This is a genomic window from Hydrogenovibrio crunogenus (genome assembly GCF_004786015.1).
In the GTDB taxonomy this organism is placed as follows: domain Bacteria; phylum Pseudomonadota; class Gammaproteobacteria; order Thiomicrospirales; family Thiomicrospiraceae; genus Hydrogenovibrio; species Hydrogenovibrio crunogenus.
In genome coordinates, this window is record NZ_CP032096.1 from 730872 (window position 1) to 754336 (window position 23465).

Annotated in this window: 26 protein-coding genes; 21 read left to right on the forward strand and 5 right to left on the reverse strand. The window is 42.6% G+C overall.

Annotation, left to right across the window (positions count from 1 at the left end; all coding sequences use genetic code 11):
* Positions 1–11 precede the first annotated feature (11 nt).
* The 6 genes from rpsP (at position 12) to GHNINEIG_RS03425 (ending at position 3809) form a co-directional block, all read left to right on the forward strand.
* Positions 12–254, forward strand: a complete 243-nt coding sequence (rpsP, locus tag GHNINEIG_RS03400) for a 30S ribosomal protein S16 (RefSeq protein ID WP_011370068.1) — start codon at positions 12–14, stop codon at positions 252–254.
* A 21-nt stretch (positions 255–275) separates the two neighbouring features.
* On the forward strand, positions 276–821 hold the full coding sequence (rimM, locus tag GHNINEIG_RS03405; protein ID WP_135795346.1) for a ribosome maturation factor RimM: 546 nt from the start codon (positions 276–278) through the stop codon (positions 819–821).
* An 11-nt stretch (positions 822–832) separates the two neighbouring features.
* Positions 833–1546, forward strand: coding sequence for a tRNA (guanosine(37)-N1)-methyltransferase TrmD (trmD, locus tag GHNINEIG_RS03410; protein ID WP_189636918.1), 714 nt, complete (start codon positions 833–835; stop codon positions 1544–1546).
* Positions 1547–1646: 100 nt separating this feature from the next.
* On the forward strand, positions 1647–1994 hold the full coding sequence (rplS, locus tag GHNINEIG_RS03415; RefSeq protein ID WP_011370071.1) for a 50S ribosomal protein L19: 348 nt from the start codon (positions 1647–1649) through the stop codon (positions 1992–1994).
* Positions 1995–2096: 102 nt separating this feature from the next.
* Positions 2097–2990 (forward strand): site-specific tyrosine recombinase XerD, encoded by an 894-nt coding sequence (xerD, locus tag GHNINEIG_RS03420; RefSeq protein ID WP_135795347.1) that lies wholly within the window; start codon positions 2097–2099, stop codon positions 2988–2990.
* Between the two features lie 90 nt (positions 2991–3080).
* The gene (locus GHNINEIG_RS03425; RefSeq protein WP_135795348.1) at positions 3081–3809 is read left to right on the forward strand and encodes a DsbC family protein; all 729 of its coding nucleotides are present in this window, start codon (positions 3081–3083) and stop codon (positions 3807–3809) included.
* Positions 3810–3882: 73 nt separating this feature from the next.
* On the opposite strand, the gene GHNINEIG_RS03430 is transcribed toward GHNINEIG_RS03425, so the two are convergent.
* The 3 genes from GHNINEIG_RS03430 to GHNINEIG_RS03440 all read right to left on the reverse strand — a co-directional run bounded on the left by GHNINEIG_RS03430 (position 3883) and on the right by GHNINEIG_RS03440 (position 6998).
* Positions 3883–5100 (reverse strand): hypothetical protein, encoded by a 1218-nt coding sequence (locus GHNINEIG_RS03430; protein ID WP_135795349.1) that lies wholly within the window; start codon positions 5098–5100, stop codon positions 3883–3885.
* 12 nt (positions 5101–5112) lie between these two features.
* A complete protein-coding gene (locus GHNINEIG_RS03435; RefSeq protein ID WP_135795350.1) occupies positions 5113–6201 on the reverse strand; it encodes a hypothetical protein in 1089 nt (362 codons plus the stop codon).
* Positions 6202–6305: 104 nt separating this feature from the next.
* Positions 6306–6998 (reverse strand): RluA family pseudouridine synthase, encoded by a 693-nt coding sequence (locus GHNINEIG_RS03440; protein ID WP_223260927.1) that lies wholly within the window; start codon positions 6996–6998, stop codon positions 6306–6308.
* 72 nt (positions 6999–7070) lie between these two features.
* Between GHNINEIG_RS03440 and GHNINEIG_RS03445 the strand changes: the two genes are divergently transcribed.
* Positions 7071–7553 (forward strand): low molecular weight protein-tyrosine-phosphatase, encoded by a 483-nt coding sequence (locus tag GHNINEIG_RS03445; protein ID WP_135795352.1) that lies wholly within the window; start codon positions 7071–7073, stop codon positions 7551–7553.
* Positions 7554–7638: 85 nt separating this feature from the next.
* Here GHNINEIG_RS03445 and GHNINEIG_RS03450 read toward each other — a convergent pair whose 3' ends face one another.
* Positions 7639–9891, reverse strand: coding sequence for an Rne/Rng family ribonuclease (locus GHNINEIG_RS03450; RefSeq protein ID WP_135795353.1), 2253 nt, complete (start codon positions 9889–9891; stop codon positions 7639–7641).
* 672 nt (positions 9892–10563) lie between these two features.
* Between GHNINEIG_RS03450 and rluC the strand changes: the two genes are divergently transcribed.
* Together rluC and GHNINEIG_RS03460 are read left to right on the forward strand one after the other, a co-directional pair.
* Positions 10564–11502, forward strand: coding sequence for a 23S rRNA pseudouridine(955/2504/2580) synthase RluC (gene rluC / locus GHNINEIG_RS03455; RefSeq protein ID WP_189636919.1), 939 nt, complete (start codon positions 10564–10566; stop codon positions 11500–11502).
* The gene (locus tag GHNINEIG_RS03460) at positions 11495–12178 is read left to right on the forward strand and encodes an HAD family hydrolase (protein ID WP_135795354.1); all 684 of its coding nucleotides are present in this window, start codon (positions 11495–11497) and stop codon (positions 12176–12178) included. Before rluC ends, GHNINEIG_RS03460 begins: the two co-directional genes overlap by 8 nt.
* Before the next feature lie 34 nt (positions 12179–12212).
* On the opposite strand, the gene GHNINEIG_RS03465 is transcribed toward GHNINEIG_RS03460, so the two are convergent.
* The gene (locus GHNINEIG_RS03465) at positions 12213–12815 is read right to left on the reverse strand and encodes a Maf family protein (RefSeq protein ID WP_135795355.1); all 603 of its coding nucleotides are present in this window, start codon (positions 12813–12815) and stop codon (positions 12213–12215) included.
* A gap of 91 nt (positions 12816–12906) precedes the next feature.
* Between GHNINEIG_RS03465 and GHNINEIG_RS03470 the strand changes: the two genes are divergently transcribed.
* The 12 genes from GHNINEIG_RS03470 to tmk all read left to right on the forward strand — a co-directional run bounded on the left by GHNINEIG_RS03470 (position 12907) and on the right by tmk (position 23413).
* Positions 12907–13449 (forward strand): YceD family protein, encoded by a 543-nt coding sequence (locus GHNINEIG_RS03470; RefSeq protein ID WP_135795356.1) that lies wholly within the window; start codon positions 12907–12909, stop codon positions 13447–13449.
* Positions 13450–13466: 17 nt separating this feature from the next.
* The gene (gene rpmF, locus GHNINEIG_RS03475; protein ID WP_135795357.1) at positions 13467–13640 is read left to right on the forward strand and encodes a 50S ribosomal protein L32; all 174 of its coding nucleotides are present in this window, start codon (positions 13467–13469) and stop codon (positions 13638–13640) included.
* A 93-nt stretch (positions 13641–13733) separates the two neighbouring features.
* Positions 13734–14774, forward strand: coding sequence for a phosphate acyltransferase PlsX (plsX, locus tag GHNINEIG_RS03480; RefSeq protein WP_135795358.1), 1041 nt, complete (start codon positions 13734–13736; stop codon positions 14772–14774).
* 47 nt (positions 14775–14821) lie between these two features.
* Positions 14822–15799 (forward strand): beta-ketoacyl-ACP synthase III, encoded by a 978-nt coding sequence (locus tag GHNINEIG_RS03485; RefSeq protein ID WP_135795359.1) that lies wholly within the window; start codon positions 14822–14824, stop codon positions 15797–15799.
* A gap of 86 nt (positions 15800–15885) precedes the next feature.
* Positions 15886–16809 carry an ACP S-malonyltransferase gene (gene fabD / locus GHNINEIG_RS03490; protein WP_317616030.1) on the forward strand — a complete coding sequence of 308 codons (924 nt, stop codon included), beginning with the start codon at positions 15886–15888 and terminating at the stop codon, positions 16807–16809.
* 9 nt (positions 16810–16818) lie between these two features.
* Positions 16819–17559: a 3-oxoacyl-ACP reductase FabG gene (gene fabG / locus GHNINEIG_RS03495; RefSeq protein ID WP_135795361.1), complete on the forward strand. Its 741-nt coding sequence runs from the start codon at positions 16819–16821 to the stop codon at positions 17557–17559.
* Between the two features lie 171 nt (positions 17560–17730).
* Positions 17731–17967: an acyl carrier protein gene (acpP, locus tag GHNINEIG_RS03500; RefSeq protein WP_011370136.1), complete on the forward strand. Its 237-nt coding sequence runs from the start codon at positions 17731–17733 to the stop codon at positions 17965–17967.
* Positions 17968–18189: 222 nt separating this feature from the next.
* Entirely contained in the window at positions 18190–19428 is a 1239-nt protein-coding gene (gene fabF / locus GHNINEIG_RS03505; RefSeq protein WP_135795362.1) for a beta-ketoacyl-ACP synthase II, read from the forward strand.
* 53 nt (positions 19429–19481) lie between these two features.
* Positions 19482–20843 (forward strand): aminodeoxychorismate synthase component I, encoded by a 1362-nt coding sequence (locus GHNINEIG_RS03510; protein WP_135795363.1) that lies wholly within the window; start codon positions 19482–19484, stop codon positions 20841–20843.
* Complete coding sequence (pabC, locus tag GHNINEIG_RS03515; protein ID WP_135795364.1) at positions 20836–21723, forward strand: aminodeoxychorismate lyase; 888 nt, start codon at positions 20836–20838, stop codon at positions 21721–21723. Before GHNINEIG_RS03510 ends, pabC begins: the two co-directional genes overlap by 8 nt.
* Positions 21720–22730 carry an endolytic transglycosylase MltG gene (gene mltG / locus GHNINEIG_RS03520; RefSeq protein ID WP_135795365.1) on the forward strand — a complete coding sequence of 337 codons (1011 nt, stop codon included), beginning with the start codon at positions 21720–21722 and terminating at the stop codon, positions 22728–22730. The genes pabC and mltG overlap by 4 nt, the downstream gene beginning before the upstream one ends.
* Positions 22731–22753: 23 nt before the next feature.
* Entirely contained in the window at positions 22754–23413 is a 660-nt protein-coding gene (gene tmk, locus GHNINEIG_RS03525) for a dTMP kinase (RefSeq protein ID WP_135795366.1), read from the forward strand.
* Positions 23414–23465: the final 52 nt, after the last annotated feature.

The window sequence follows — 23465 nt, forward strand, 5'->3', positions numbered from 1 at the left end:
AGGAGATTGAAATGGTCGTAATTCGTTTAGCCCGTGGTGGCGCAAAAAAGAACCCTTACTACAGATTGATGGTAGCTGATCAACGTAAAAGCACTAATGGGCGTTTTATTGAGCAAGTAGGTTTTTATAACCCAACTGCACGCGGCCAAGAAGAGCCTCTTCGTCTTGATATGGCGCGTATTGAACACTGGGTGGGCCAAGGCGCTCAATTAAGCCCTCGTGTTGCAAAACTAGTTAAAGACGCTTCTAAGTAATTTGAGCGTTAGACTGAGTTTATGATGTCTTCGAAGCAAGACGAGAAAATCATTCTTGGTCAAATTAATGGTATTTATGGCGTCCAAGGGTGGGTGAAGATTTTTTCACACACCGACCCTCGTCAAAATATTTTGAGTTATTCGCCTTGGCTCGTTAAGGTCAAGAATGAATGGCGTACCTTTGAAGTAGAAGATGGTCGTGCTCAGCAAGGTGGCAAAAGTGTTGTTGCTAAACTGGCGGGCATTGATGATCGAGATTTTGCGCGCGAATATATTGGGTGTGAAATTGCGATCCTTCCAGAGCAGTTACCTGCGACGGATGAAGGCTTCTACTGGATGCAACTGATTGGCTGTCAAGTGACCAATGTAGAGGGTGAAGACCTGGGGCAAGTGACAGAAATCGTTGAGACGGGTGCACATGATGTACTCAGAGTGGAAAAACAGGCTGAAACAGGCTTGATTTCAACTTTAATTCCTTTTGTGATGGAAACTTTTATTTTAGAAGTGGATGTTGAGTCCAAGCAAATAAAGGTCGATTGGCAATTGGAAGATGCAACGGAATCCTGAAGTTTTTACTGATGCGTTTTGACGTAATTACGCTGTTTCCGGAAATGTTCTCGGCTTTAATTGAGTCGGGTGTTTCTCGGAGAGCTTATCAAGATCAACTATATCAGTTTAAGACCTGGAATCCACGAACCTATACGACAGACCGTCATAAGACGGTGGATGACCGCCCTTATGGCGGTGGTCCGGGGATGCTGATGATGTATCCTCCGTTGAAGAAAACAGTTGATGCGATTACCGAAGAGGTGGGGGAGAAACCTTATGTGGTTTACCTTTCTCCTCAGGGGCGTCCATTAACTCAACAGAAACTCTCGGAGTTACAATCACATACTAATTTAACGTTAGTTTGTGGCCGCTACGAAGGCATTGATGAGCGTTTTATTGAAACGGTGGTTGATGAAGAGATCTGTGTAGGGGATTTTATTGTGAGTGGGGGAGAGTTACCTGCCATGATGTTGATGGATGGGATGATACGGCTGATTCCCGGTGCTTTGGGGCATAATCAATCAGCAGAACAAGATTCCTTTTCAGATGGTTTGCTGGATTGTCCACACTATACTCGACCAGTTGAGGTTGATGATATGGGGGTTCCAGAGGTGTTGCAAGAAGGACATCATGCCAAAATAGAACAATGGCGTCATGAACAAAAACTTCTCAGGACGAAACAAAAACGTCCTGATTTATACACTGCTTATTTGGCGAAGCTTTCTGAGGCGCAAGATAAGTAGGTTTACAATTCGGATTCAACCTCTGGCAGCCTAGTCTGTGAACTGTTGGATAAAATTCATTTCAGCGAGAATTAGCTGATTTATTTTGGAGTGCTTAGAGATGAGCGATATCATCAAGCGTATTGAAGCAGAACAAATGACAAAAGAATTACCTGAGTTTGGTCCAGGGGATACTGTTGTTGTTCAAGTAAAAGTAAAAGAAGGTTCAAACGAGCGTTTACAGGCTTATGAAGGTGTTGTAATTGCTAAGAAGAACCGTGGTTTAAACTCTTCTTTTATTGTTCGTAAGATTTCTCATGGGGTAGGCGTTGAGCGTACTTTCCAAACTTACAGCCCACTTGTTGACTCTGTAGAAGTTAAACGTCGTGGTGACGTGCGTCGTGCGAAGTTGTACTATCTTCGTGACCTATCTGGTAAGGCAGCACGTATCAAAGAAAAAGTTAAATAAGTTTTATAACTTTTCTGGAAAGGCACTCAATAGAGTGCCTTTTTTGTTTATAGCCTCTTAAAATCCTCTCTTGTTTTTTCCGTATTATGCTATCTTTATTGCATGCCTAATCCATTGACACCAGAAATTACCGACTTTATTCAATACTTAAGATTGAACGAAGGCTTGAGTGAAAATACCTTGCAAGCCTATCAACGGGATCTCAAAAAAACACAACTTGCATTAGGTAAAACCGATTTAAGTCAGGCTTCTCGTGAACAACTCGAGGACTACCTATTTCAGTTACACGTCGACCAGGTAAACCCGCGCTCAATCGCTCGGTGTTTGTCGGCATTGAAACGTTTTTATGTGTTTTTGATTTTGCATAACCGTATTCAACTCGATCCTGCCGCACAGCTTAAAGCCCCCCAGTTGATTAAAAAAATTCCTTCTGTTATTTCGGAAAATCAGGTCGAAGCATTATTGAATGCGCCAGATCTGACCACACCACTAGGGGTAAGAGATAAAGCCATTCTTGAGTTAATGTACGCTTCCGGTCTACGGGTTTCAGAAGTTGTCAATTTGCCTTATGAGCAGCTTAATTTATCGGCTGGTTTAGTGCAGGTGGTAGGCAAAGGTAATAAAGAGCGTATAGTACCGATTGGTCAAATAGCCATTGAAGCAATTGAGGCTTATTTAAAATCCGCCAGGCCTGCTTTGGTTGGGAAGCACAAATGGGTGTCGACATTATTTGTGTCGCGTATTGGACGAACAATGACAAGACAAACGCTTTGGCATCGTATCAAAAACTTGGCGCTTCAGGCGGATATCCGAAGTCAGTTATCGCCACACGGTTTACGGCATGCGTTTGCAACACATTTAATCAATCATGGTGCGGACCTGCGAACGGTTCAGTTGTTATTGGGGCATTCAGACCTGTCCACAACGCAGATTTATACCCATGTTGCCAAAGAACGTTTGCAAAGTATTCATCATCAGCATCATCCACGTGGTTAAAGTCAACTTATTGTCATGATGTTAATCGGTTCCAAAAGCTATTTTGGGTATAATTCTGACCAGATTGATTTTAAAGAGAAGGAAAAGTGGATGAATCCGGTTTTAATAGTTAAACGACTAAGTCTAAGTATGATGGTTTTAGCGGCATCTAATCAAGTGGTTGCGGATGAGGCCGCGATTCAAAAAAAATTGAATCAGCTAATCCCTAATGCTGCGGCTGCCAATATCAAAGAAAGTGTCATCCCGAATGTGTATGAAGTCTCTTTGGGGGCCAAAATCATTTACATGAGCGGAGATGGTCAGTACATCATAAATGGTCATATCATTAATCTTGACACTAGAGAAAATTTGACCGAACAAGCTTTAAATGAAACACGCAAAACTGAATTGGGTAAACTGTCCTCCAGTAGTATGATCGTGTACCCTGCAAAAGGTCCGAAAAAGCGAACCATTACAGTTTTTTCAGATATTGACTGCCCTTATTGCCGCAAGCTGCATAAAGAGATTCCAGCTTTAAACCAGGCGGGTATCGAAGTGCGCTATATGGCTTACCCTCGGGCAGGGATTGGGTCAGAGGCCTACAAAAAGGCTGTTTCAGTTTGGTGTGCAAAAGATTCTGCTAAAGCAATGGATGAGGCTATGACAACAGGTCATGTCACTTCAAAGACATGTTCCAACCCAGTCCGTAAACATATGCAGCAAGCAGAGAACTTTGGTGTCACAGGTACGCCAAACATTGTGTTTGACTCGGGAAGAATGATTCCAGGTTACGCACCTGCCAATGAATTGATTAAGTTATTAACGCACAAGGCTTCTTAAAAGGCACATCAGCTAATAAAGAGGAGATGAAGCAGTTGTCTTTGAAACACTGCTTCATTTAAGAGAATTAACGTTATTCGTTGATTGTCTGTACAGGAGGTTCTTTAGAGCGATAACTGTATGGTTGCGGTCTTGCCGCCAGTTCCTGAGTGACGCTTTCCAGTCCTTGTACTTTTTTCTGAATATGGTCCTGTTGAGTTTTGAGTTCACGAACTTGTGTACTTAAATGTTTTAAGCTGGCATCGATTTTATCGAGTGCTTTAGGGGTATTGTTCGGTGCCGCTTTTGCAGGCTTTTGTGCCGTTAATGTTTTTTGGATCTCTTTTAGCAGTTTGCGTTGTATGCTCACTGACCACGCAATTCCGTTCAATTTTTTAACTTGTTCATCGGTTAATCCAGAGGAAATCACCGTTGTATCAGGCATTACTTGCTTTTTAGAAGCTTGGTGCAAGGTGGTCGCCTGAATTTTTTCTTGGGTTTTCAGAATTTGATCCAATAATCCTTGAATATGTTTCAACTGCTCTTCACGAGAGTTTGAAAGTTGTTTCATTTCACTCTTCAGCTCTGTCAAGTCAGGTTGGATGATTTTGGTTTCCACTGATGAAACTTGTGTTTCTTGAGAAGAAGTCGATACCTCTGCTGGTTTTTCCGTCGGCACTTTGGGGTTAGAGTCCCCAGCAGGCGTAGGCATCGTTTTTTCTTCATTATTCGACGATAGGTTTGGCTGTGAACCAGATCGGTTGAGTCTTTGAATATCCGCTGCTAATGCCTCAATTAAAGAGGATAATTGATCAATCTTTAGGTTCAGGTTTTTGTTAAATAACGTGTTTTCAGTATTAATGATATCGAATACATCGCCTTTTAACATTTCATTTTTTTTGTTCAAACTGTTTAATAACCACCCCATGATGCTGACAGAGATAACACTTACAACAATCGCAACCGTCATCATGATGGTGACGGCATTTCTTGCCGATTTCAAATCATTGGAAGCCGTTCGAAGCGATTGACGCCAAGCAATATTGGAATCAGACAATTCCATAATTTGTGCTTTCTGTTCATGCGATAGCTTGATGGCCGCATCGGCCGCATTTTGACTTTGTTCGGCCGCTAGCTGCGCAGTTTTTGCCGCTTCCAATGAAAGTGCTGCGGAATCTAAACTGTCAGCACTGCCTGATGCTTCAAGTTTTTTAGTATTATCAGATGCGGTTTTGACTTCTTTCTGCATATCAGAAGAAGCGTCTTCCAGTTGTGATAATTCATCTAATAAATCGTCAGCAGTATCACTCATAGTGTTTCGCCTTTATTTCTTTGCCAGTGAGTCAATTCGACTTTTCAAGGTAGTGTTGATATCTCTTAATTCTTTATTTCTCTGACGAATGTCATTCAAGATCGAAACCAGTTCATCATTTGAAATAGGGGTTGAAAGCTCTGCGAGTTCAATTTCATACCCCGCCTGTTTTGCCGCTTCAAAAGCACGTTCTGTCGCTGCAAAAGTCGCTTCTATTGCCTTCTGTGTTTTATCGGCAGAAGCTTGTGCTTTTTTAGTGACTTCAACGGCTAAACGCGTTGCTTCTTGTGCCGTGTTGCTGACTTCAGAGCTGATCTGTTTAATTTCATCATCAATTGAAATAGCTTCTTCCATATTTTCAATGGACTCAGCTGTTTGTTCAATTAATGGACTGGCATCCGTCTTTTCATCCAGTGCTGGTTCTTTTTCTTCAGGCTCAGATGTGTTTTCTTCTGGCGTCTCAGTTTCTCCGGTCATTTCGTTTTCATCCGAATGAGTTTCACCATCATTGTTATCAGTGTCATTGTTATCAGTGTCATTGAAACCATTCATACCTTCAGCAATTTTTTCAGACAGTTCTTCTTCAGGAAGTGCTGCTTCTGCTTCTTCTTGCGATAATGGAGGCTCTTCTTCTGTTTCGGTAACATCTTCATCCGGTGTGTCTGTAATATCGGCAGACTCTTCGTTAGAGTCGGTTTCCAAAGCATTCGTCTCATCCGTTAAATCATCTGCATCTTCCGTTGCTTGTTCTGTTGGAGATTCGTCGGAAGCAACCAGTTCAGGATCTTCTAAATCAGTTTCAAGTGCTTCGTCCAAGTCGGTCTCAATTGCATCGGAGTCTTCAATGTTGATTAATTCATCCACTGTGTCATCCGGTTCTTCGGCTGGCATTTCGTCGGTCTCGGTTGACTCTTCATCAATTTCATTGATTTCATCTGCCAATTCATCTTCTGTATCATCGCTTTCAACTTGGTCTAATGCATCCAAAAGGTCATCTGTCTCGTCGGTTGAAGCAGGGCTCTCCGAAGCGGCATCGGGTTCACTCATCATTTGTAGCATTTCTTGAGTTGCTAAATCATCTTTTTCAGCGTCAATAGTCATGATTCAATCCCTTTTGAATACGTAGTTCGCATGTTCTGTTTAGCGCATAATGATTGTGTTAAGTAAGAAGTCGTATAAATCATTAAAGCTTTTATTGTACGTCTTTAAGCAGAAAATGTGCCAGTTAAAAACTTTTCAAGAGAAATAAAATGCTCGAACTGCAGTGTTTGTCCCGTCTTGGGATGGGTTATTTTTAAGTTGGCTGCATGAAGTAATAGGCGTGTCGAAAGCGCCAAGCTTTGGCAATCGGCATATAGATTGTCCCCTAAAATGGGATGGCCAAGCATTTTCATATGGAGTCTTAATTGATGGGAGCGGCCAGTAATGGGGGTTAAATGAACTTCAAAAGCTTTGTCATACTGTGCTGTTAGTTTCCAGTGCGTCGTGGCTTCTTTCCCTTGTTTAAAGTCGATGATTTGTAAAGGTCTGTTCTCCCAATCGCAGCGCATGGGTAGGTTAAGGTATCCTTGATCTGTAGGCGGTTTTCCGAAACAGATAGCTTGATAAGTTTTTGATGTTAAGCGGTCTTGAAATTGAATGCTTAAATGCCGATGACTGGCTTTATTTTTTGCTAAAACCATAATGCCGGATGTATCCATATCTAAGCGGTGGACAATAAGGGCGGTTGGAGCATGTTTCTGGACTTGAGCCAGCAAATTGATTTCCGGATCCAAATTTTTTCCTGGCACGGAAAGAAGTCCGGCCGGTTTGTTAACCACGATAATGTCATCGTCTTCATAAAGCACCCAGTCAAGCTGAAAAGGGATGGACATTAATTTAGGTTTCGGTTTCAGCATAGTAGGATTCGTTTTTGGATCGCTGGCGTGCATACGTTAAAATAAAGGCTTATTGTAAAAGAGAAGAGCACTATGAGTCATAAAGTTTCAGTTATTTTTGTTTGTCTTGGCAATATTTGCCGTTCTCCAACGGCTCACGCTGTGTTTCGAGATATTGTCAAAAGTGAGGGGCTGTTAGAAGAAATTTTGATTGATTCGGCAGGGACAGCCAGTTGGCATAAAGGCAAACCAGCAGACAGTCGGTCGATTCAAGTCGCTCAGAATAGAGGGATTGAGATGATGGATTTAAGATCTCGACCAGTGGATTTAGGGGATCTAATTGAATTTGATTACATCTTAGCAATGGATGATGCGAATTATTCGGATTTGATGGAGATGGCTTTACCGGAACATCATGACAAAATAAAAATGTTTTTAGACTTTGCTCCGGAATATCCTGAAACAGAAGTGCCTGATCCTTATTACGGTGGTCCGCAAGGATTTGATCATGTTTTTAATCTTGTGACAGCTGCATCCAGTGGATTATTGGAGGAGATAAAACAAAGACATTTATAGTTTTGCATCTCACAGAAACAAAAAGCCCCTAAAATAACCAGGCCTGGTCATTTTAGGGGCTTTTTTTATGGATTGACGTAACGGGTTAAGCTTTGTTTTCTGCTGATTCCGTTGTGTTGTCATTGCCGGAAGATTGTCCTTCTTTATTTTGAGTGTCCGTTGCTTTTGGTTGCTCAGGTAAAGAGTGGATCGACATGTTTTCGGCACCTTCCGGTTTACGACGACGGCTGTTGTAGCTGCGAGTATTATAACGGCTTCGACGTCTTGGGCGATCATTGCCTTGTTCTTTCTTCGCCGGCTTGTTAGCCGTATCAGCGGTTGTCGACTCATCGTTAGTTGATGCTTTTGACTGTCGAGTCGTGTCTTCAGTTTTATTTGAAGATGCTTTAGTGCTCTTAGTCTCTTTTGCGTCAGGCTTGTTGTCGCTTTGCGTATTGCGAGGACGTCGGCGACGAGGATTTTCACGCGACTCAGAAGGCTTGTCACTCGCCTTGTTCTCACTGCGTTTATTTTCCTTCCGAGACTCGTTTTTATCCGCGTTGTCATCATTTTCTGATGAAGAACGACGTCTGTTATTACGGTTACGATTGTTGCGGTTTCGGTTGTTATTATTGCGATTGTTGCGACCTTTGTTCCCTGTTTTTTGCGGCTCTTCTTCTTTTTCAGGTTCTTCAGTCGCAAATAAGGTTTTCCAAAGACGAACGAACAAACCAGGCTTCGCTTCTGTTTTAGGTGCTGGCGGCGGTGAGCTTGGCTGCATGTTTTTAATGGCAGGCTCTTCCTTAGCAATCGTAGGTAAGTCTTGTTTTTGTTGAGTTTCCTTATCAATAAACTCTTTAATTTTATAGCTGGAGTCTGTTGATAGTTCATCACCACTGCGTGTTCTTTCCATCAAGTAGTCTGGTGTATCAAGATGTTCATTTGGTACGATCAGCACATGTAGATTATGACGATCTTCAATGTTGATAATCTGGTGGCGTTTTTCATTCAATAAGAAGGTTGCAACATCTACCGGTAATTGTACTGTTACGCGACGCGTATTTTCTTTCATGGCTTCTTCTTCAAGCAAGCGAAGAATAGAAAGCGCAAGTGATTGAACACCACGGATGACACCAACGCCGTTACAGCGAGGGCAAACCATTTGTGTGGACTCTTCGATAGAAGGGCGTAAGCGTTGGCGCGACATCTCTAATAAACCAAAGCGCGAGATTTTTCCAATTTGAACACGTGCACGATCCGATTTGACAGCCTCGCGCATTTTGTTTTCCACATCACGTTGATGTCGGTTGGAGTGCATGTCGATAAAGTCGATCACGACCAGACCGCCAATGTCTCTTAATCGAAGTTGACGGGCAATTTCGCACGCGGCTTCTAAGTTGGTGTGATAAGCCGTTTCTTCAATGTCGCCCCCTTTGGTTGAGCGGCTTGAATTGATGTCAATTGAAGTTAATGCTTCTGTGATATCAATGACGATTGCACCGCCTGATGGCAATGTGACTTCACGGGTATAAGCGGTTTCGATTTGAGATTCGACTTGGAAACGAGTAAACAAAGGAATGGTGTCTTGGTATGGCTTCACTTTGTATACCTGATGTGGCATAACATGTTGCACAAAGTCACGCGCTTTATGGAAAGTTTCCATATCATCAATGATGATTTCACCAATATCTTGGCGCAGGTAATCACGGATTGCCAAGATGACAATATCAGATTCCTGGTGAATCAAGAAAGGCGCGGATTTTTCTTTCGAGGCTTTCTGGATGGCTTCCCAAAGTTGGACTAGGTAGTTTACTCCCCATTGAAGCTCTTCGGTAGATTTACCAACACCAGCAGTACGGATAATCAATCCCATGCCTTCCGGCATGTTTAAATCCTGAAGGGCGTCTCGGGTTTCTGAGCGGTCTTCACCTTCAATGCGACGAGAGATGCCACCTGCTTTAGGGTTGTTAGGCATCATGACCACGTAAGGACCGGCTAGCGTGATTTGGGTGGTTAAAGCCGCCCCTTTGTTACCACGTTCTTCTTTTTGGACCTGAACGATGACTTCTTGGCCTTCTTTTAAAATATCTTTAATGGAAAGGCGGCCATTCCCCTTGTTGTCAGGATAGTATTCTTCAGCGATTTCTTTGAAAGGCAAAAAGCCATGTCTTTCGGCACCATAGTCGACAAATGCCGCTTCTAAACTCGGTTCAATACGAGTGATGGTTCCTTTGTATATGTTGGCTTTTTTCTTTTGGTGGTGCGGTGTTTCTACATCAAGGTCATAAAGTTTTTGACCGTCAACTAAGGCAATACGCACCTCTTCGGATTGCGTAGCATTAATCAGCATTCTTTTCATGCGATTCTCTTTATTTTAGTATATAAGGGAAGTTCGCTGTGCAGGGTAAGGAGGGGATAAGACGAGATATTGAGTGATTAAGGCATCTTTATACGGTCGGTTTATTCTTGTTGCGCAAGTATAAACGCCTTGATTATAAATTAGCGTTTATGTGTAAAACATTGCGTTTTATTTTGAGACCGTCATTTTTTTCGAGCTTCTATTTTAGTGCTATAAAAGCTCTTAGCCAATCAGAAGGGCATATTGCAGTTCTAATTAATTTTAGTTATTCACTCGTGATTTGGTTACTATTGCATCTCGTATGGTTAGGCAATCGTCTTATGAACATCGCTTTTTGGCGGTTGCGATCGCTAACTTCTATTCTCTTCTGTCTTCTGCTAACAGCGTGACTTCAGGGTTAAAATCTGTATTAAATACCTGTTTTGAAGGCAACTAGCCTTTTGATTTAAATAAAAAACAGCTATTTATCATATTCTTCTTTGTCATTGCGCTGTAAATATATCATTCCTTTATACACCATGCAATTTAATTATCATTTAATCCTTCTTTAGGGAAGAGCGATGAATCAAATATGGGGAAGAATCGGATACAATAGGCTGTTATTTTTGAAATTCCTCTGACATTTTTCGTAAAAAAGCGATGTGTCGAGCATATACAGGTGTGAAGAGTTGTATGGGTGTTAGGTTTATAGAAGTGACTGCTGAGGATGCAGGCCAAAGAATAGATAACTTTTTGATGCGTCACTATCGTAATGTGCCTAAGACTTTAATCTATCGAATTATTCGTAAGGGCGAAGTGCGTGTCAATAAGGGGCGGGTGAAACAAAACACGCGTTTGAATGAGGGTGATACCGTCCGTGTTCCTCCCATTCGAGTGCCAGAAAAGGCGGAAGTAGTGGTTCCGACGAATCAGATGCAACGCATTGAAGACAGTATCTTGTATGAAGACAAAGATCTATTGGTGATTAATAAGCCGTCCGGAATCGCAGTTCACGGTGGAAGTGGTATTCAATGGGGGTTGATTGAGATTGTGCGGGCTCTGCGACCATTAGCGAAGCGACTTGAGTTGGTTCATCGAATAGATCGTGATACGTCCGGATGTATTTTGCTGGCTAAGAAAGCGTCAGTGTTGAAAGCGCTGCATGAACAGATCCGCGAAAATAAAATGACCAAAGAATATCTGGCCTTGGTAGCACATCACTGGCCGAAAGGTTTGGAAAAAATTGATTTACCTCTATTAAAGAACACGCTTAAATCCGGCGAGCGGGTTGTGAAGGTTTCGGATGAAGGGAAGCCTTCCGTGAGTTATTTCCGAGTGGTTGAGTGCTATCAGGACTCTGATCTGGTGACGGTGCGCTTAAAAACAGGTCGGACACATCAGATTCGAGTGCATGCATTATCTCAAGGTTGTCCTTTGGTAGGGGATGATAGGTATGGTGAAAAAGAAACCAATAAACTGTTTCGGGCAAAAGGAATGAAGCGTTTAGCGTTGCATGCTCAGTATTTAGGGTTTGAGCATCCCGTAACAAAAGAGTGGTTAAAGATAGAAGCTCCTTTGCATGATGATTTTAAACAGACAATAGCAAATTTAAAGAGAGAAAAAAATGAATAAGCAGTATCAGTGTGTCATTTTTGATTGGGACGGGACGCTTATGGATTCAGAGGCGCGTATCGTTTCTTCGATACAGATTGCTGCCAAAAGAGCAAACTATCCTGTGCTGCCTTATGATGTTTCAAAACAGATTATTGGGTTAAGCTTGGAGAAAGCAATTTTGACCCTTTATCCTGAAGCGGATGCAGCAGGTATAAAATCCATTTCAGAAGGGTATACCCAGTGTTTTCTTGAAGAGTCGGAAGTGCCGATGTTACCGTTTGAGGGCGCAGAAAGGTTGTTAAAATCTTTAAAGTCTCAAGGCACCAAATTGGCGATTGCCACGGGAAAAAGTCGACGTGGGTTGGATCAGGTGTTGGACGAGGTCGGGTTTGTTGATTATTTTGATTTGACGCGAACACCTGTGGAGTCTGAATCGAAACCGAGTCCCTTGATGTTGCAGCAAATTTTAGAGGCATTTTCGTTGGAGCCCGAGCAAGCCGTTATGATTGGTGACACTGAGTTTGATATGCAGATGGCGGCCTCGATAAATATGGATCGGGTGGCTTTAAGTCATGGTGTGCATGAGTTAGAGCGCTTACAGTCTTTTGATCCGGTGGCTTGCTTTGATGATTTGCATGCGATGCATGCTTGGTTGGCCAATAATATTATGCCGCACGAAGTTAAAAAGATTTAATAAAGTTAGAGACGTAAAGCTCTCTCGGAACTTTTTATAGAAACGGCAATTGAATGTCACATTGTTTTAAGAAACTGGTGAGATCAATTAAAGGTAGGCCGATCAGTGCATTAGGGTCCTTGCCTTCGATTTTACTGAATAATGTAATGCCAAGACCTTCGGATTTAAAACTTCCGGCACACTGGTATGGTTCTTCAAGTATTAAGTAGTTGTGAATGTCTGTTTCTGAGAGTGTTCTAAATGAAACTTTAGTAATATCGAGTGTTTGGTAAGTTTTCTGTGTTCTGCCATCAAAAACCACCAGGCCTGTGTTAAAGTGCACTGTTTCCCCGCTAAATTGTTTTAGCTGTTGGAGTGCATTTTGATAGGTATGTGGTTTGCCGACGGCTTTGTCTCGGTAAGTTGCGCTTTGATCTGATGCGATAACGATGGCATTAGGGTGTTTTTCAGCAATGACTTGGGCTTTGGCGAGTGATAAGCGGTTCACCATGTTGACCACGGATTCCTGAGGGAGTGGTGTTTCATCAATCGCGGGGTTTTCAGTCATAAACGGGAGTCCGAGCTTTTGTAAAAGTGCTTTTCTGAAAGGGGAAGAGGACGCCAGAATAATTTTTGGCAATTTCGCCGTTGAGTTCATGCTAGGCCTTTGTTTTTTTTAAAGTTTGATGAAAAATGAGGCTGGATAATAATATCATTTATTTTTGACTTTAAATTGTAATAAGAGTATTATGCGCGCCATGTTTGATAAGCTTCCAGATTTGATTGATCCTGTTTACTCTGCGCAACATAATAAACAATTTGTTGCTAGAGTCAATCAAGCGCGTTTTCCGCGTCTCAAAGAGCAGTTGGTTTCAGCTGAAAATGATGTGGAAGTGAATGTGCAGTTTTACTATCACAAGCAGTTTAAGATGCATGCGTTTGATTTGCAGCTGAAAACGGTTTTTGTATTGGAATGCCAGCGTTCATTAAAGCCTTTTGATTATCCTGTGACGTCATCGGTCACAGGGGTGTTTGTTGAGTCAGCGGCTTTGGCAGAAGATTTACCTTCTGAAGTTGAAGTGTATGAGCTTTTAGAAGAAAAGATTTCGTTGATTGAATTGATTGAAGATGAATTGCTTCTAAATATTCCTTTAGCAGCCATTAATGATCAGTCTGAAATGGCATATGACAATCAACTGGAAGATGAAGAGGCTTCTTTAGAAGTCGATGAATTAGAAAAGAAAGAAAATCCTTTTGCAGTATTGCAGGGATTAAAAAATAACCCGAATTAAATTCAGGAGAATATAAAATGGCTGTTCAAAAAAGTCGAAAAACCCCTTCAAGACGTGGTATGCGTCGTTCTCATGATGCATTGTCTGCAACGGCAATCACTGTTGATGAAACAACTGGTGAACTTCACCGTCGTCACCATGTAACTGCTGATGGTTACTATAAAGGTAAAAAAGTCATTCAAGACAAATAATCTTTTTATGAGGATTTAGTTGGCGGCGCTGACTAGATCCTTCATTTCTTTTGTGTTTCTTCACGTCTACTATTTACTTTTTAGGATCTGACCTTGAGTATTAAAATTGCTATCGATGCGATGGGTGGCGACCATGGTATTAAGGTAACAGTACCTGCTTCATTGGAAGCGCTGTCCAAATTTTCTGATATTTCTATTGTGCTGGTAGGGAATCAATCCCTGATTGAAGCCGAACTTGCTAATCATAAGTATGACAAAAACCGTTTGTCTGTTGAGCATGCTGAGCAAGTTGTAGAAATGGACGATTTACCCTCAAAGGCTCTTCGAAATAAACGCAAATCTTCAATGAGAATCGCTTTGAATCTTGTAAAAGACGATGTTGCTCAAGCCTGTGTCAGTGCCGGCAATACTGGTGCTTTGATGGCCGTGTCTAAGTTTGTTCTGAAGACGTTACCGGGCATTGATCGACCAGCGATTTGTACTCAAATGCCCACCATGAAAGGACATGTTCATGTATTGGATTTGGGGGCCAATGTAGGCGCAGATGGCCAAAGTTTGGCGCAATTTGCTGTGATGGGGTCTGTTCTGGCGCAAGCGGTTGATAGCAATTCTCGCCCTAGAGTTGGGTTGCTTAATATCGGTGAAGAAGAAATTAAAGGTCATCAGCGCATTAAAGATGCCAATGAGATTCTTAAGTCTTCCGATGCGATTAACTATGTCGGCTATGTAGAAGGTGATGAAATCTTTAAGGGTGATGTTGATGTGGTCTCTTGTGATGGGTTTGATGGAAACGTGGCGTTAAAAGCCAGTGAAGGGGTGGCTAAAATGATTGCTTTTTATCTGCGTGCTGCCTTTAATAAAAACCTTTTGACCAAGCTAGCAGGCCTGGTGGTTTATCCTGTTTTGAAAGCTTTTAAGGCAAAAGTGGATCCAAGACGTTATAATGGTGCTTCATTTTTAGGGCTACGTAAAATTGTCATCAAAAGCCATGGTGGAGCAGATGTTTTTTCCTTCTATCATGCCATTGCGGAAGCGCGCTTAGAAGTGAATAAGAATGTTCCAGAGTTGATTGCAACAGAGGTAAAAACCATTCTTGAAACACATCGAGCGGATGATGTTCAAACCAGTGAATAAGTAAAAAGAAAGTTAAAATAACTTAAGGCGCAGCTAAAGCAGGTCTCATGAATCAAAGAATCTATAGTCGAATTGTTGGAACCGGTGGTTATCTTCCAGAGAAGGTAATGACTAATATTGATTTGGAAAAAATAGTCGATACCAGTGATGAGTGGATTCGAGAGAGAACAGGAATCGAAGAGCGTCGAATTGCAGCAGAACAGGAAACAACGTGTGATCTTGCTGAAAAAGCATCTTTACAAGCCTTAGAAATGGCGGGGCTAGAAGGCAAAGATGTCGAATTGATTCTGGTCGCGACTACCACGCCAGATAAAATCTTTCCCAGTACAGCTACCTTGTTACAACACCGTTTAGGAAATCGAGGTGCGCCAGCATTCGATTTGCAGGCGGTGTGCACCGGCTTTGTTTATGCGTTGAGCGTTGCTGACCAGTATATTAAAAATGGCATGTATAAACGGGTATTAGTTGTTGGCGCGGAGACATTGTCTCGTATTACGAACTGGAATGACCGCAATACCTGCGTTTTATTTGGAGATGGCGCTGGAGCGGTTGTTTTGGAAGCCTCGACTGAAACGGGTATTTTATCCACGCATATTCATGCGGATGGTCAATATGAAGAATTGCTACATGTTCCATCTGGTCCTTCTAAACTTCCTCAAACCGATGATGTGGCAGAAAAAACGATGTCAATGAAGGGGAATGAAGTCTTTAAGGTGGCAGTGAATACGTTAAGTAAAATTGCAACAGAAACGCTAGACGCCAACCAAATGCAAAAAGAAGATTTGGATTGGCTCGTGCCGCATCAAGCGAACTTAAGAATTATTAAAGCGACAGCTAAAAAGCTAAAATTAGGTGATGATCAAACCGTCATAACGGTTAATAAACACGCGAATACATCAAGTGCCTCTATTCCGCTTGCATTGAATGAAGCGGTGAGAGACGGGCGTATTCAAAAAGGCCAGACATTATTGTTAGAAGCGTTTGGTGGTGGTTTTACTTGGGGATCGGCTCTGGTTAAATTTTAACCTAAAATTTTTGTATAGCAGATAAATGCTTATCTCAGTAGCTTGTTAAACGATTAAAGTAACGTATTCGGAAGGACTTAATAATTATGTCATACGCTTTTGTATTTCCCGGTCAAGGCTCTCAGTCACTAGGTATGATGGCTGATATGGCGGCCAATTACCCTATTGTTAAAACCACCTTTGATGAAGCTTCATCTGCATTGGGCTATGATTTGTGGGATGTTGTGCAAAATGGTCCAGAAGAGAAATTGAACCAAACCGATATTACCCAGCCAGCAATGTTGACTTCTGGAATTGCAACATGGCGTGCCTTGGCAGAACAAAAAGAATTGTCACCAGCCTTTTTGGCTGGTCATTCATTAGGAGAATATTCAGCTTTGGTTGCTGCAGGCGTGATGACTTTGGCGCAAGGCGTTAGACTGGTTGCCGAAAGAGGTCGTTTAATGCAATCGGCTGTGCCAGCCGGTGAAGGTGCGATGGCCGCTGTTCTAGGGTTAGAAGATCAGCAAATTATGGATATCTGTGCAGAGCAAGACGGCGTAGTGGAAGCGGTTAACTTTAACTCACCTGGTCAGGTAGTTATAGCGGGTGAAAAGAAAGCAGTGGATGCGGCTTTACCCGCATTTGAAGCCGCAGGGGCTAAACGTGTGGTTCTGTTATCAGTAAGCGTGCCTTCTCATTGTTCTTTAATGAAGCCTGCCGCGGAGGCATTGGCAAAAGAGCTTGAAGGTATGACGTTGAATGCTCCCAATATTCCTGTTTTGCATAATGCGAGTGTTGAAAGCTATCAAGATGAAGCGTCAATTAAGCGTGCTTTGATTGAGCAGCTTTACCGTCCTGTGCAATGGGTTAAAACGATTGAGCAGATGAAAGAAAGTGGCGTAGATTCGCTTTATGAATTAGGTCCAGGCAAAGTTTTGATGGGTTTGAACCGTCGTATTGATCGTAAAATGGGGATGCAAGCTGTTTATGATTCGGCTACACTTACCGCATCAATAGAAACACTTTAAGGAAAGGTTATGTTATCTGGAAAAATTGCATTTGTAACTGGCGCAAGCCGAGGTATTGGTAAAGCGATCGCTTTGGATCTGGCAGCAAATGGCGCGACAGTTATTGGAACAGCTACCTCTGAAAAAGGTGCACAAGCGATTTCAGATTATTTGAGTGCTGCAGGTGCTCAAGGTACAGGGAAATGCTTAAATGTTACGGATGCCGATATGATTGCATCGGTTTTGTCTGAAATTACTCAAGAATTCGGAACCCCTACGATTTTAGTGAATAATGCCGGCATTACGCGTGACAACTTATTGATGCGTATGAAAGATGATGAATGGGATGATATTATTGATACCAATCTGAGTTCGGTTTACCGTATGTCAAAAGCCTGTTTACGCGGCATGATGAAAGCAAAACAAGGCGCTATTATTAATATTGCCTCTGTTGTAGGGGTTATGGGGAATGCTGGTCAAACCAACTATGCCGCTGCTAAAGCAGGCATTATGGGCTTTACCAAGTCTTTAGCCCGAGAAATCGGTGCGAAGAACGTAACCGTTAATACGGTTGCGCCAGGGTTTATTGACACCGATATGACGCGTGCGTTACCTGAAGAGCAACGTGAAGCATTAACACAACAGATTCCTTTAAAACGATTAGGAGAGCCTGAAGACATTGCTAAGACAGTTACTTTTTTAGCGTCAGAAGGCGGTAGTTATATCACCGGCCAAACATTAAATGTGAATGGTGGTATGTATATGATTTAACTGCCGTTTAATGTCTTTTTGGTCAAGAAGGCTTAAAGGGTTTGATTTGAATTCGCGAATGACGCCAAATTAGTTTTCAAAATAGCTTGAAAAAAAACAGAGATAAGGCGAAAATGAGCAAAATTTTTAAAAGATAAATTTTAACTTAATAAATAAACCGGAGAACATTCCATGAGCAGTATTGAAGAACGCGTCAAAAAAATTGTTGTTGAGCAATTAGGTGTAGAGGAAGATCAAGTTACAGCTGATGCTTCTTTCATCGATGATTTAGGTGCGGATTCACTAGACACAGTTGAATTGGTAATGGCATTGGAAGAAGAGTTTGATTGTGAAATCCCTGATGAAGAAGCAGAGAAGATTTCTACTCTAGCGCAAGCTACTTCTTATGTAGAAGCGAACTTAGATTAATTTCTAAGTGCGATTAAAAAAAGCCGTTTTTACGGCTTTTTTTGTTTCTGATATGTCAAAATATCAGGTAAGGTTTGGTGTGATTAATAATGAACTCTCGACACCTTTTATCCCATTATGGATAAAGAATCATGTTGCAGGCGCAACAAGGGGTGGTTAGGTACAGGTAATAGACAAAAGGTATCCTTGCCACTTTAGAGTAATGTTTAAGAAGGAATGAATATGAAAATGCGTCGTGTTGTCATGACGGGTGTCGGATGTGTGACGCCTCTTGGAAATACTGTAGAACAAACCTGGTCTGGCTTGTTAAAAGGACAAAGTGGGATCGATTTCTTAACGGCTTTTGATACTGAAAATTTCGCCGTTAAATTTGGAGGTGAGATCAAGGGTTTTGATATTACTGAGTATATTACCGCCAAGGAAGCCAAAAAAATGGATCCTTTTATTCACTATGGTTTGGCCGCAGGAACACAAGCCCTTAAAGATTCCGGTTTGGAAGTAACAGACGATAATGCATGTCGAATCGGTGTGTCTATCGGCTCTGGTATTGGCGGCATCGGATCGATTGAAAAACAACACGGTATTATGGAGAAATCAGGTCCTCGACGTGTTTCACCTTTTTTTGTTCCAAGTTCCATTATTAATATGGTTTCCGGTAATTTATCGATTATGCATGGTTTGAAAGGACCAAATATGGCGATTGGAACCGCTTGTGCAACAGGGACTCACAGTATAGGGGATGCCTATCGCATGATTCAGTTTGGGGATGCCGATGTCATGATTGCAGGCGGTGCTGAACATGCAACAACTCAACTTGGTGTGGCCGGGTTTGCGGCCGCCAAAGCTTTATCGACTCGTAATGATGACCCGAAAGGGGCGAGCCGTCCTTGGGATCAAGGGCGTGATGGTTTTGTACTGAGTGATGGTGCTGGTGCCGTCGTGTTAGAAGAGTACGAGCATGCAAAAGCCCGTGGTGCAGAAATATATTGTGAAATTGTCGGGTTCGGCATGAGTGGAGATGCTTACCACATGACAAAACCGGCTGATGGCGGAGAAGGCGGAGCGCGTTGTGTAACCAATGCGCTGAATAATGCCGGCATTACGCCAGAGCAAGTAGATTATATTAATGCGCACGGAACTTCTACACCTGCTGGAGATGTCTGCGAAGCCAGTGCCATTAAATCGGTGTTTGGTGAACATGCCCACCGTTTGGCTGTCAGTTCAACCAAATCCATGACAGGGCATGCTCTAGGTGCTGCAGGCGCTATGGAAGCAGTCTTTACGGCATTAGCCATCAAAGAACAAGTCTTACCCCCCACAATCAACTTAGAAACACCTGCTGAAGGGTGTGACTTAGATTTTGTACCTGGTGAGGCACGCCAAGCCAAGGTGACTTACGCTGTTTCCAACTCGTTGGGATTCGGTGGAACAAATGCGTCCCTGGTTTTTGGAAAGGTTTGATGCAGATTGATTATTCAATCTTAAGCCTAAAGTAAGGTCAGAGAATCGTTAATATGGCCGATATGTCGTCACAGTTGTTTCAAGTCCGTTCTGAGGCTTGTACAGCTGTCGATCTTCTTCAACTTCATCAGTTTCATTCTGACCGTTATCCTTTTTTGCTTGAAAGTGTTGCTCATGGCGCTTTGGGTCGTTATGACATTCTGTTTGCTTTCCCACAAGACAAGAAAATTTTGTCTTCGTTCGAGTCGGCTGAAAAGTTCTTAACCGAGTTTGAAGATTCTTTTAAAGCGGTAAAATGCGAAACAATTGAAACCGATTTACCCTTTACCGGCGGGTGGTTTGGCTATTTCAGTTATGATTATGCTCAGGTGGTTGAACCCTCCTTATCCCTACCTGTCTCTGAATTGCCACTCGCTATTTTAGTGCGTGTGCCCGCGGCCATTATTTATGATCATCAGACAGAGCAACTTCATTTCATTGTCGAAACCGATTTTTCACATTTATTGGATGAAATGCAGCGTGATTTTAACCATGCGAAAGTCGAGCCGCTCAAACGCCAGAAAATTCAAATTCAACAACAATCCGAAGAGCCTGAACAAAAATACCTAGAGGGTATAGAGGCCATCAAGGAATATATTTTGGCAGGCGACATCTTTCAGGTGAATTTGTCACGGGAATGGCAGCTGTCACTAGAAAATGATGAGTATCTGCCGCTGTATCAATCATTGAGAGAGCATAATCCAGCGCCTTTCGCTGCCTGTGTCAATTGGGGAGATTGGCAAATTTTAAGCTCTTCACCTGAACGATTGGTGCGCTATCAAGCACCTTGGGTAGAAACCCGTCCGATTGCCGGAACACGGAAACGAAGCCAGGATGACGCCGCAGATAAGGCATTGATTGAAGAGTTGATTTCTCACCCTAAAGAAATTGCTGAACACATCATGCTGATTGATTTAGAAAGAAACGACCTAGGGCGTATCTGTCAATCAGGATCGGTTGAGGTCAATGAGTTGATGGGGGTGGAAACGTATGAGCATGTGCATCATATCGTTTCAAATGTCAGAGGGCATTTAAAAGAGGGGATGACACCACTTGAAATCATTCATGCCACCTTCCCCGGCGGCACGATAACAGGGTGTCCTAAAATTCGATGTATGGAAATCATCGCAGAACTAGAGAAGATGCCTCGTCAGGCGTATACTGGTTCACTCGGTTACATTAATCGAGATGGTTCGTTAGATTTTAATATTCTGATTCGAACCATTTTGAAACAACATAACCAAGTTTCTTTTAGAGCGGGGGCAGGCATCGTCGCAGACTCTATTCCGGAACGGGAATTAGAAGAGTCCCGTCACAAAGCCAAAGGAATGTTGAATGCCTTAACGCTTTTTAAAGAGGAGAGTCGTGATGAGTGATATTGTACATACCTGGCTGGATGGTGATCCGATTTCAACGGATAAATTAGATCGTGGATTGTTGTATGGAGATGGTTTTTTCACCACTATTTTATTGGTTGATGGACAGTTAGCCAATTGGAACCAACATTGGGCACGGTTGAAAAACAGTGCTGAACGATTAAAGTTTCCGGCTTTGAATCAAGCCAATTTGCTGAATGACTTAATCAGTATCATTAAGTCGCGTCCAGCAGAGCCGTTCGAAATTTTAAAAATATTGATTACTCGTGGCAAAGGCGGTGTGGGCTATCAACCCGCAGAAAAAAGTGTACCGAGTATTTATATACAGCGGTTGCCTTTTCCACAAGAGCGAGCCAAAACGGTGCTTAAAAACGACCAGGCCTGGCCATTTTTTACCGTGACGATGACGGTATCCGACACGCTTTGCTGTCAGCAACCACAATTAGCCGGCATGAAACATTTGAACCGTTTGGAAAATGTCTTGGCTCGCCAGGAACTAATGAACACCGAATTTGATGAAGCTGTCATGCTGACACAAAACGGGCTGGTCATTTCCGCCACGCAATCGAACTTGGTGTTGATTGAAGGCCAGCAATTAATTTCACCTTTTTTAGATCAGAGCGGGGTGCAAGGAACCTGCTTGTCATCTTTGCCAGAGGCGTTATCGAAGGACGGGTGGACTCTTGAATCGCGCCATATCTCTCTGGCAGATTTGGCCACAGCCGATGAAATCTTTTGTTGTAATGCGGTTCGTGGCGTGATGCCGGTTCGGCAGTTTCAGCACAAGCACTTTGAAACGGAAAAAGGGACAAAAATCGCCCAGGCCTGGTTAGAATGGCAAGGTGCACACTTAACAGATGTTAAAGAACTAAAATCATGATTCAAAAAACCAAGACTTTTTTATTAACGCTTTTTGTCAGCCTATTTGTTATTTGGCTGTCCGTTGAAGGATGGGCGTTCAAACAATTTTTAACACAGCCGATTTCTTCATTGCAGGAACCTAAGGTAGTGTCTATTCCGAAAGGGGCATCGGCTAAAAAAGTTGCTTATCTACTGCATCAGGCACAGTTGGTTCGTCACCCAGAGTGGTTGGTTTGGATATTGAAATGGGAAGGAAAAGCGGAACAGGTCAAGGCAGGTGAAATTGAAATTCAACCGCAATGGACGCTAGAAGAGTTGATTGATGCTTTGGTTCAAGGCAAAGTGGTCACCTATCCGGTTACGTTTATCGCTGGTGAAACAGTGAAACAAAGCTTGGCCTCTTTGGCAGAATCTCCCAAAATGAAGTTTGTCGTCATTTCTGATGACGTCTCAAATATTCAATCCAAACTTGGCTTAGAGCGATCTCTGGAAGGTCAGTTTCTTCCGGAAACCTATTTTTATGCTGCCAATGAAACCGACCTTTCCATCTTAAAGCGTTCTCATGAAGCATTGAAAACGGTGCTAAATGAAGCTTGGAAAAACCGTGCAGAGAATCTACCGATTAAAACGCCTTATGAAGCATTGATTTTGGCATCCATTGTTGAAAAAGAAACTGGGTATGCGCCTGAACGGCCGATGATTGCAGGCGTATTTGTTAATCGCCTGAGAAAAGGCATGCGACTTCAATCGGATCCGACGGTAATCTATGGAATTGGTGAGTCCTATGATGGCAATATTCGTAAGAAAGATTTGTTGACTAAGACAGCCTATAATACGTACCGTATTAATGGCTTGCCACCAACACCGATTGCTCTTGCCAGTGCTGATGCCATTCAAGCGGTTTTGAATCCTGCAAAAACCAGTGCGTTGTATTTCGTCTCTAAAGGTAATGGACAGCATATTTTTTCTAATACCCTAACCGAACACAATAAAGCGGTTCGCCATTATATTTTGAACCAAAACTAATTACTTAATCATTGGGCTCATGCATGACAAACACTCAGTCAAACACGTCTTATTCCGGTAAGTTTCTAACTTTAGAAGGCACCGAAGGAGGGGGGAAGTCGACCAACCTCGTGTTTATTCAGCAGTGGCTTGCCGATCACAATATTGACGTCGTGGTCACGAGAGAGCCGGGTGGCACAGCAATCAGTGAAGCCGTTCGTGAAATTTTACTGGATAAACAGTACAGTGAAATGACGCCTGAAACGGAATTGTTGTTGATGTTTGCTGCGCGTAATCAACATTTGCAGGAAAAGATTTTACCGGCTTTAGCGGCTGGAAAATGGGTGGTCTCGGATCGTTTTACAGATGCTTCTTATGCCTACCAAGGGGGCGCCAGGGGAATTGCTTACAATCGGATTGCTGAGATTGAAAATTGGGTGCAACAAGGATGTTATCCAGACATGACTTTTGTGTTTGATTTACCCATCGAAGAAGGCATGAAGCGAGTTGCCGCGCGCTCACAAGTATCGGGACAAGCCATTGATCGTTTCGAGCAAGAAAAAAAGGATTTTTTTGAGAAAGTTCGGGCGGCTTATCTGTATCGTGCTGAGCAGGCACCGCAACGATATTGTGTGCTGGATGCTGCTCGTCCCTTAACGGAAGTACAAGAGAAGTTGGCGAGTCAGTTAGAATCCTTGTTATGATTTAACCGAAATCTCCTGTTGGGTGTTTCGATTGCAGGATTTATTGCTTTAG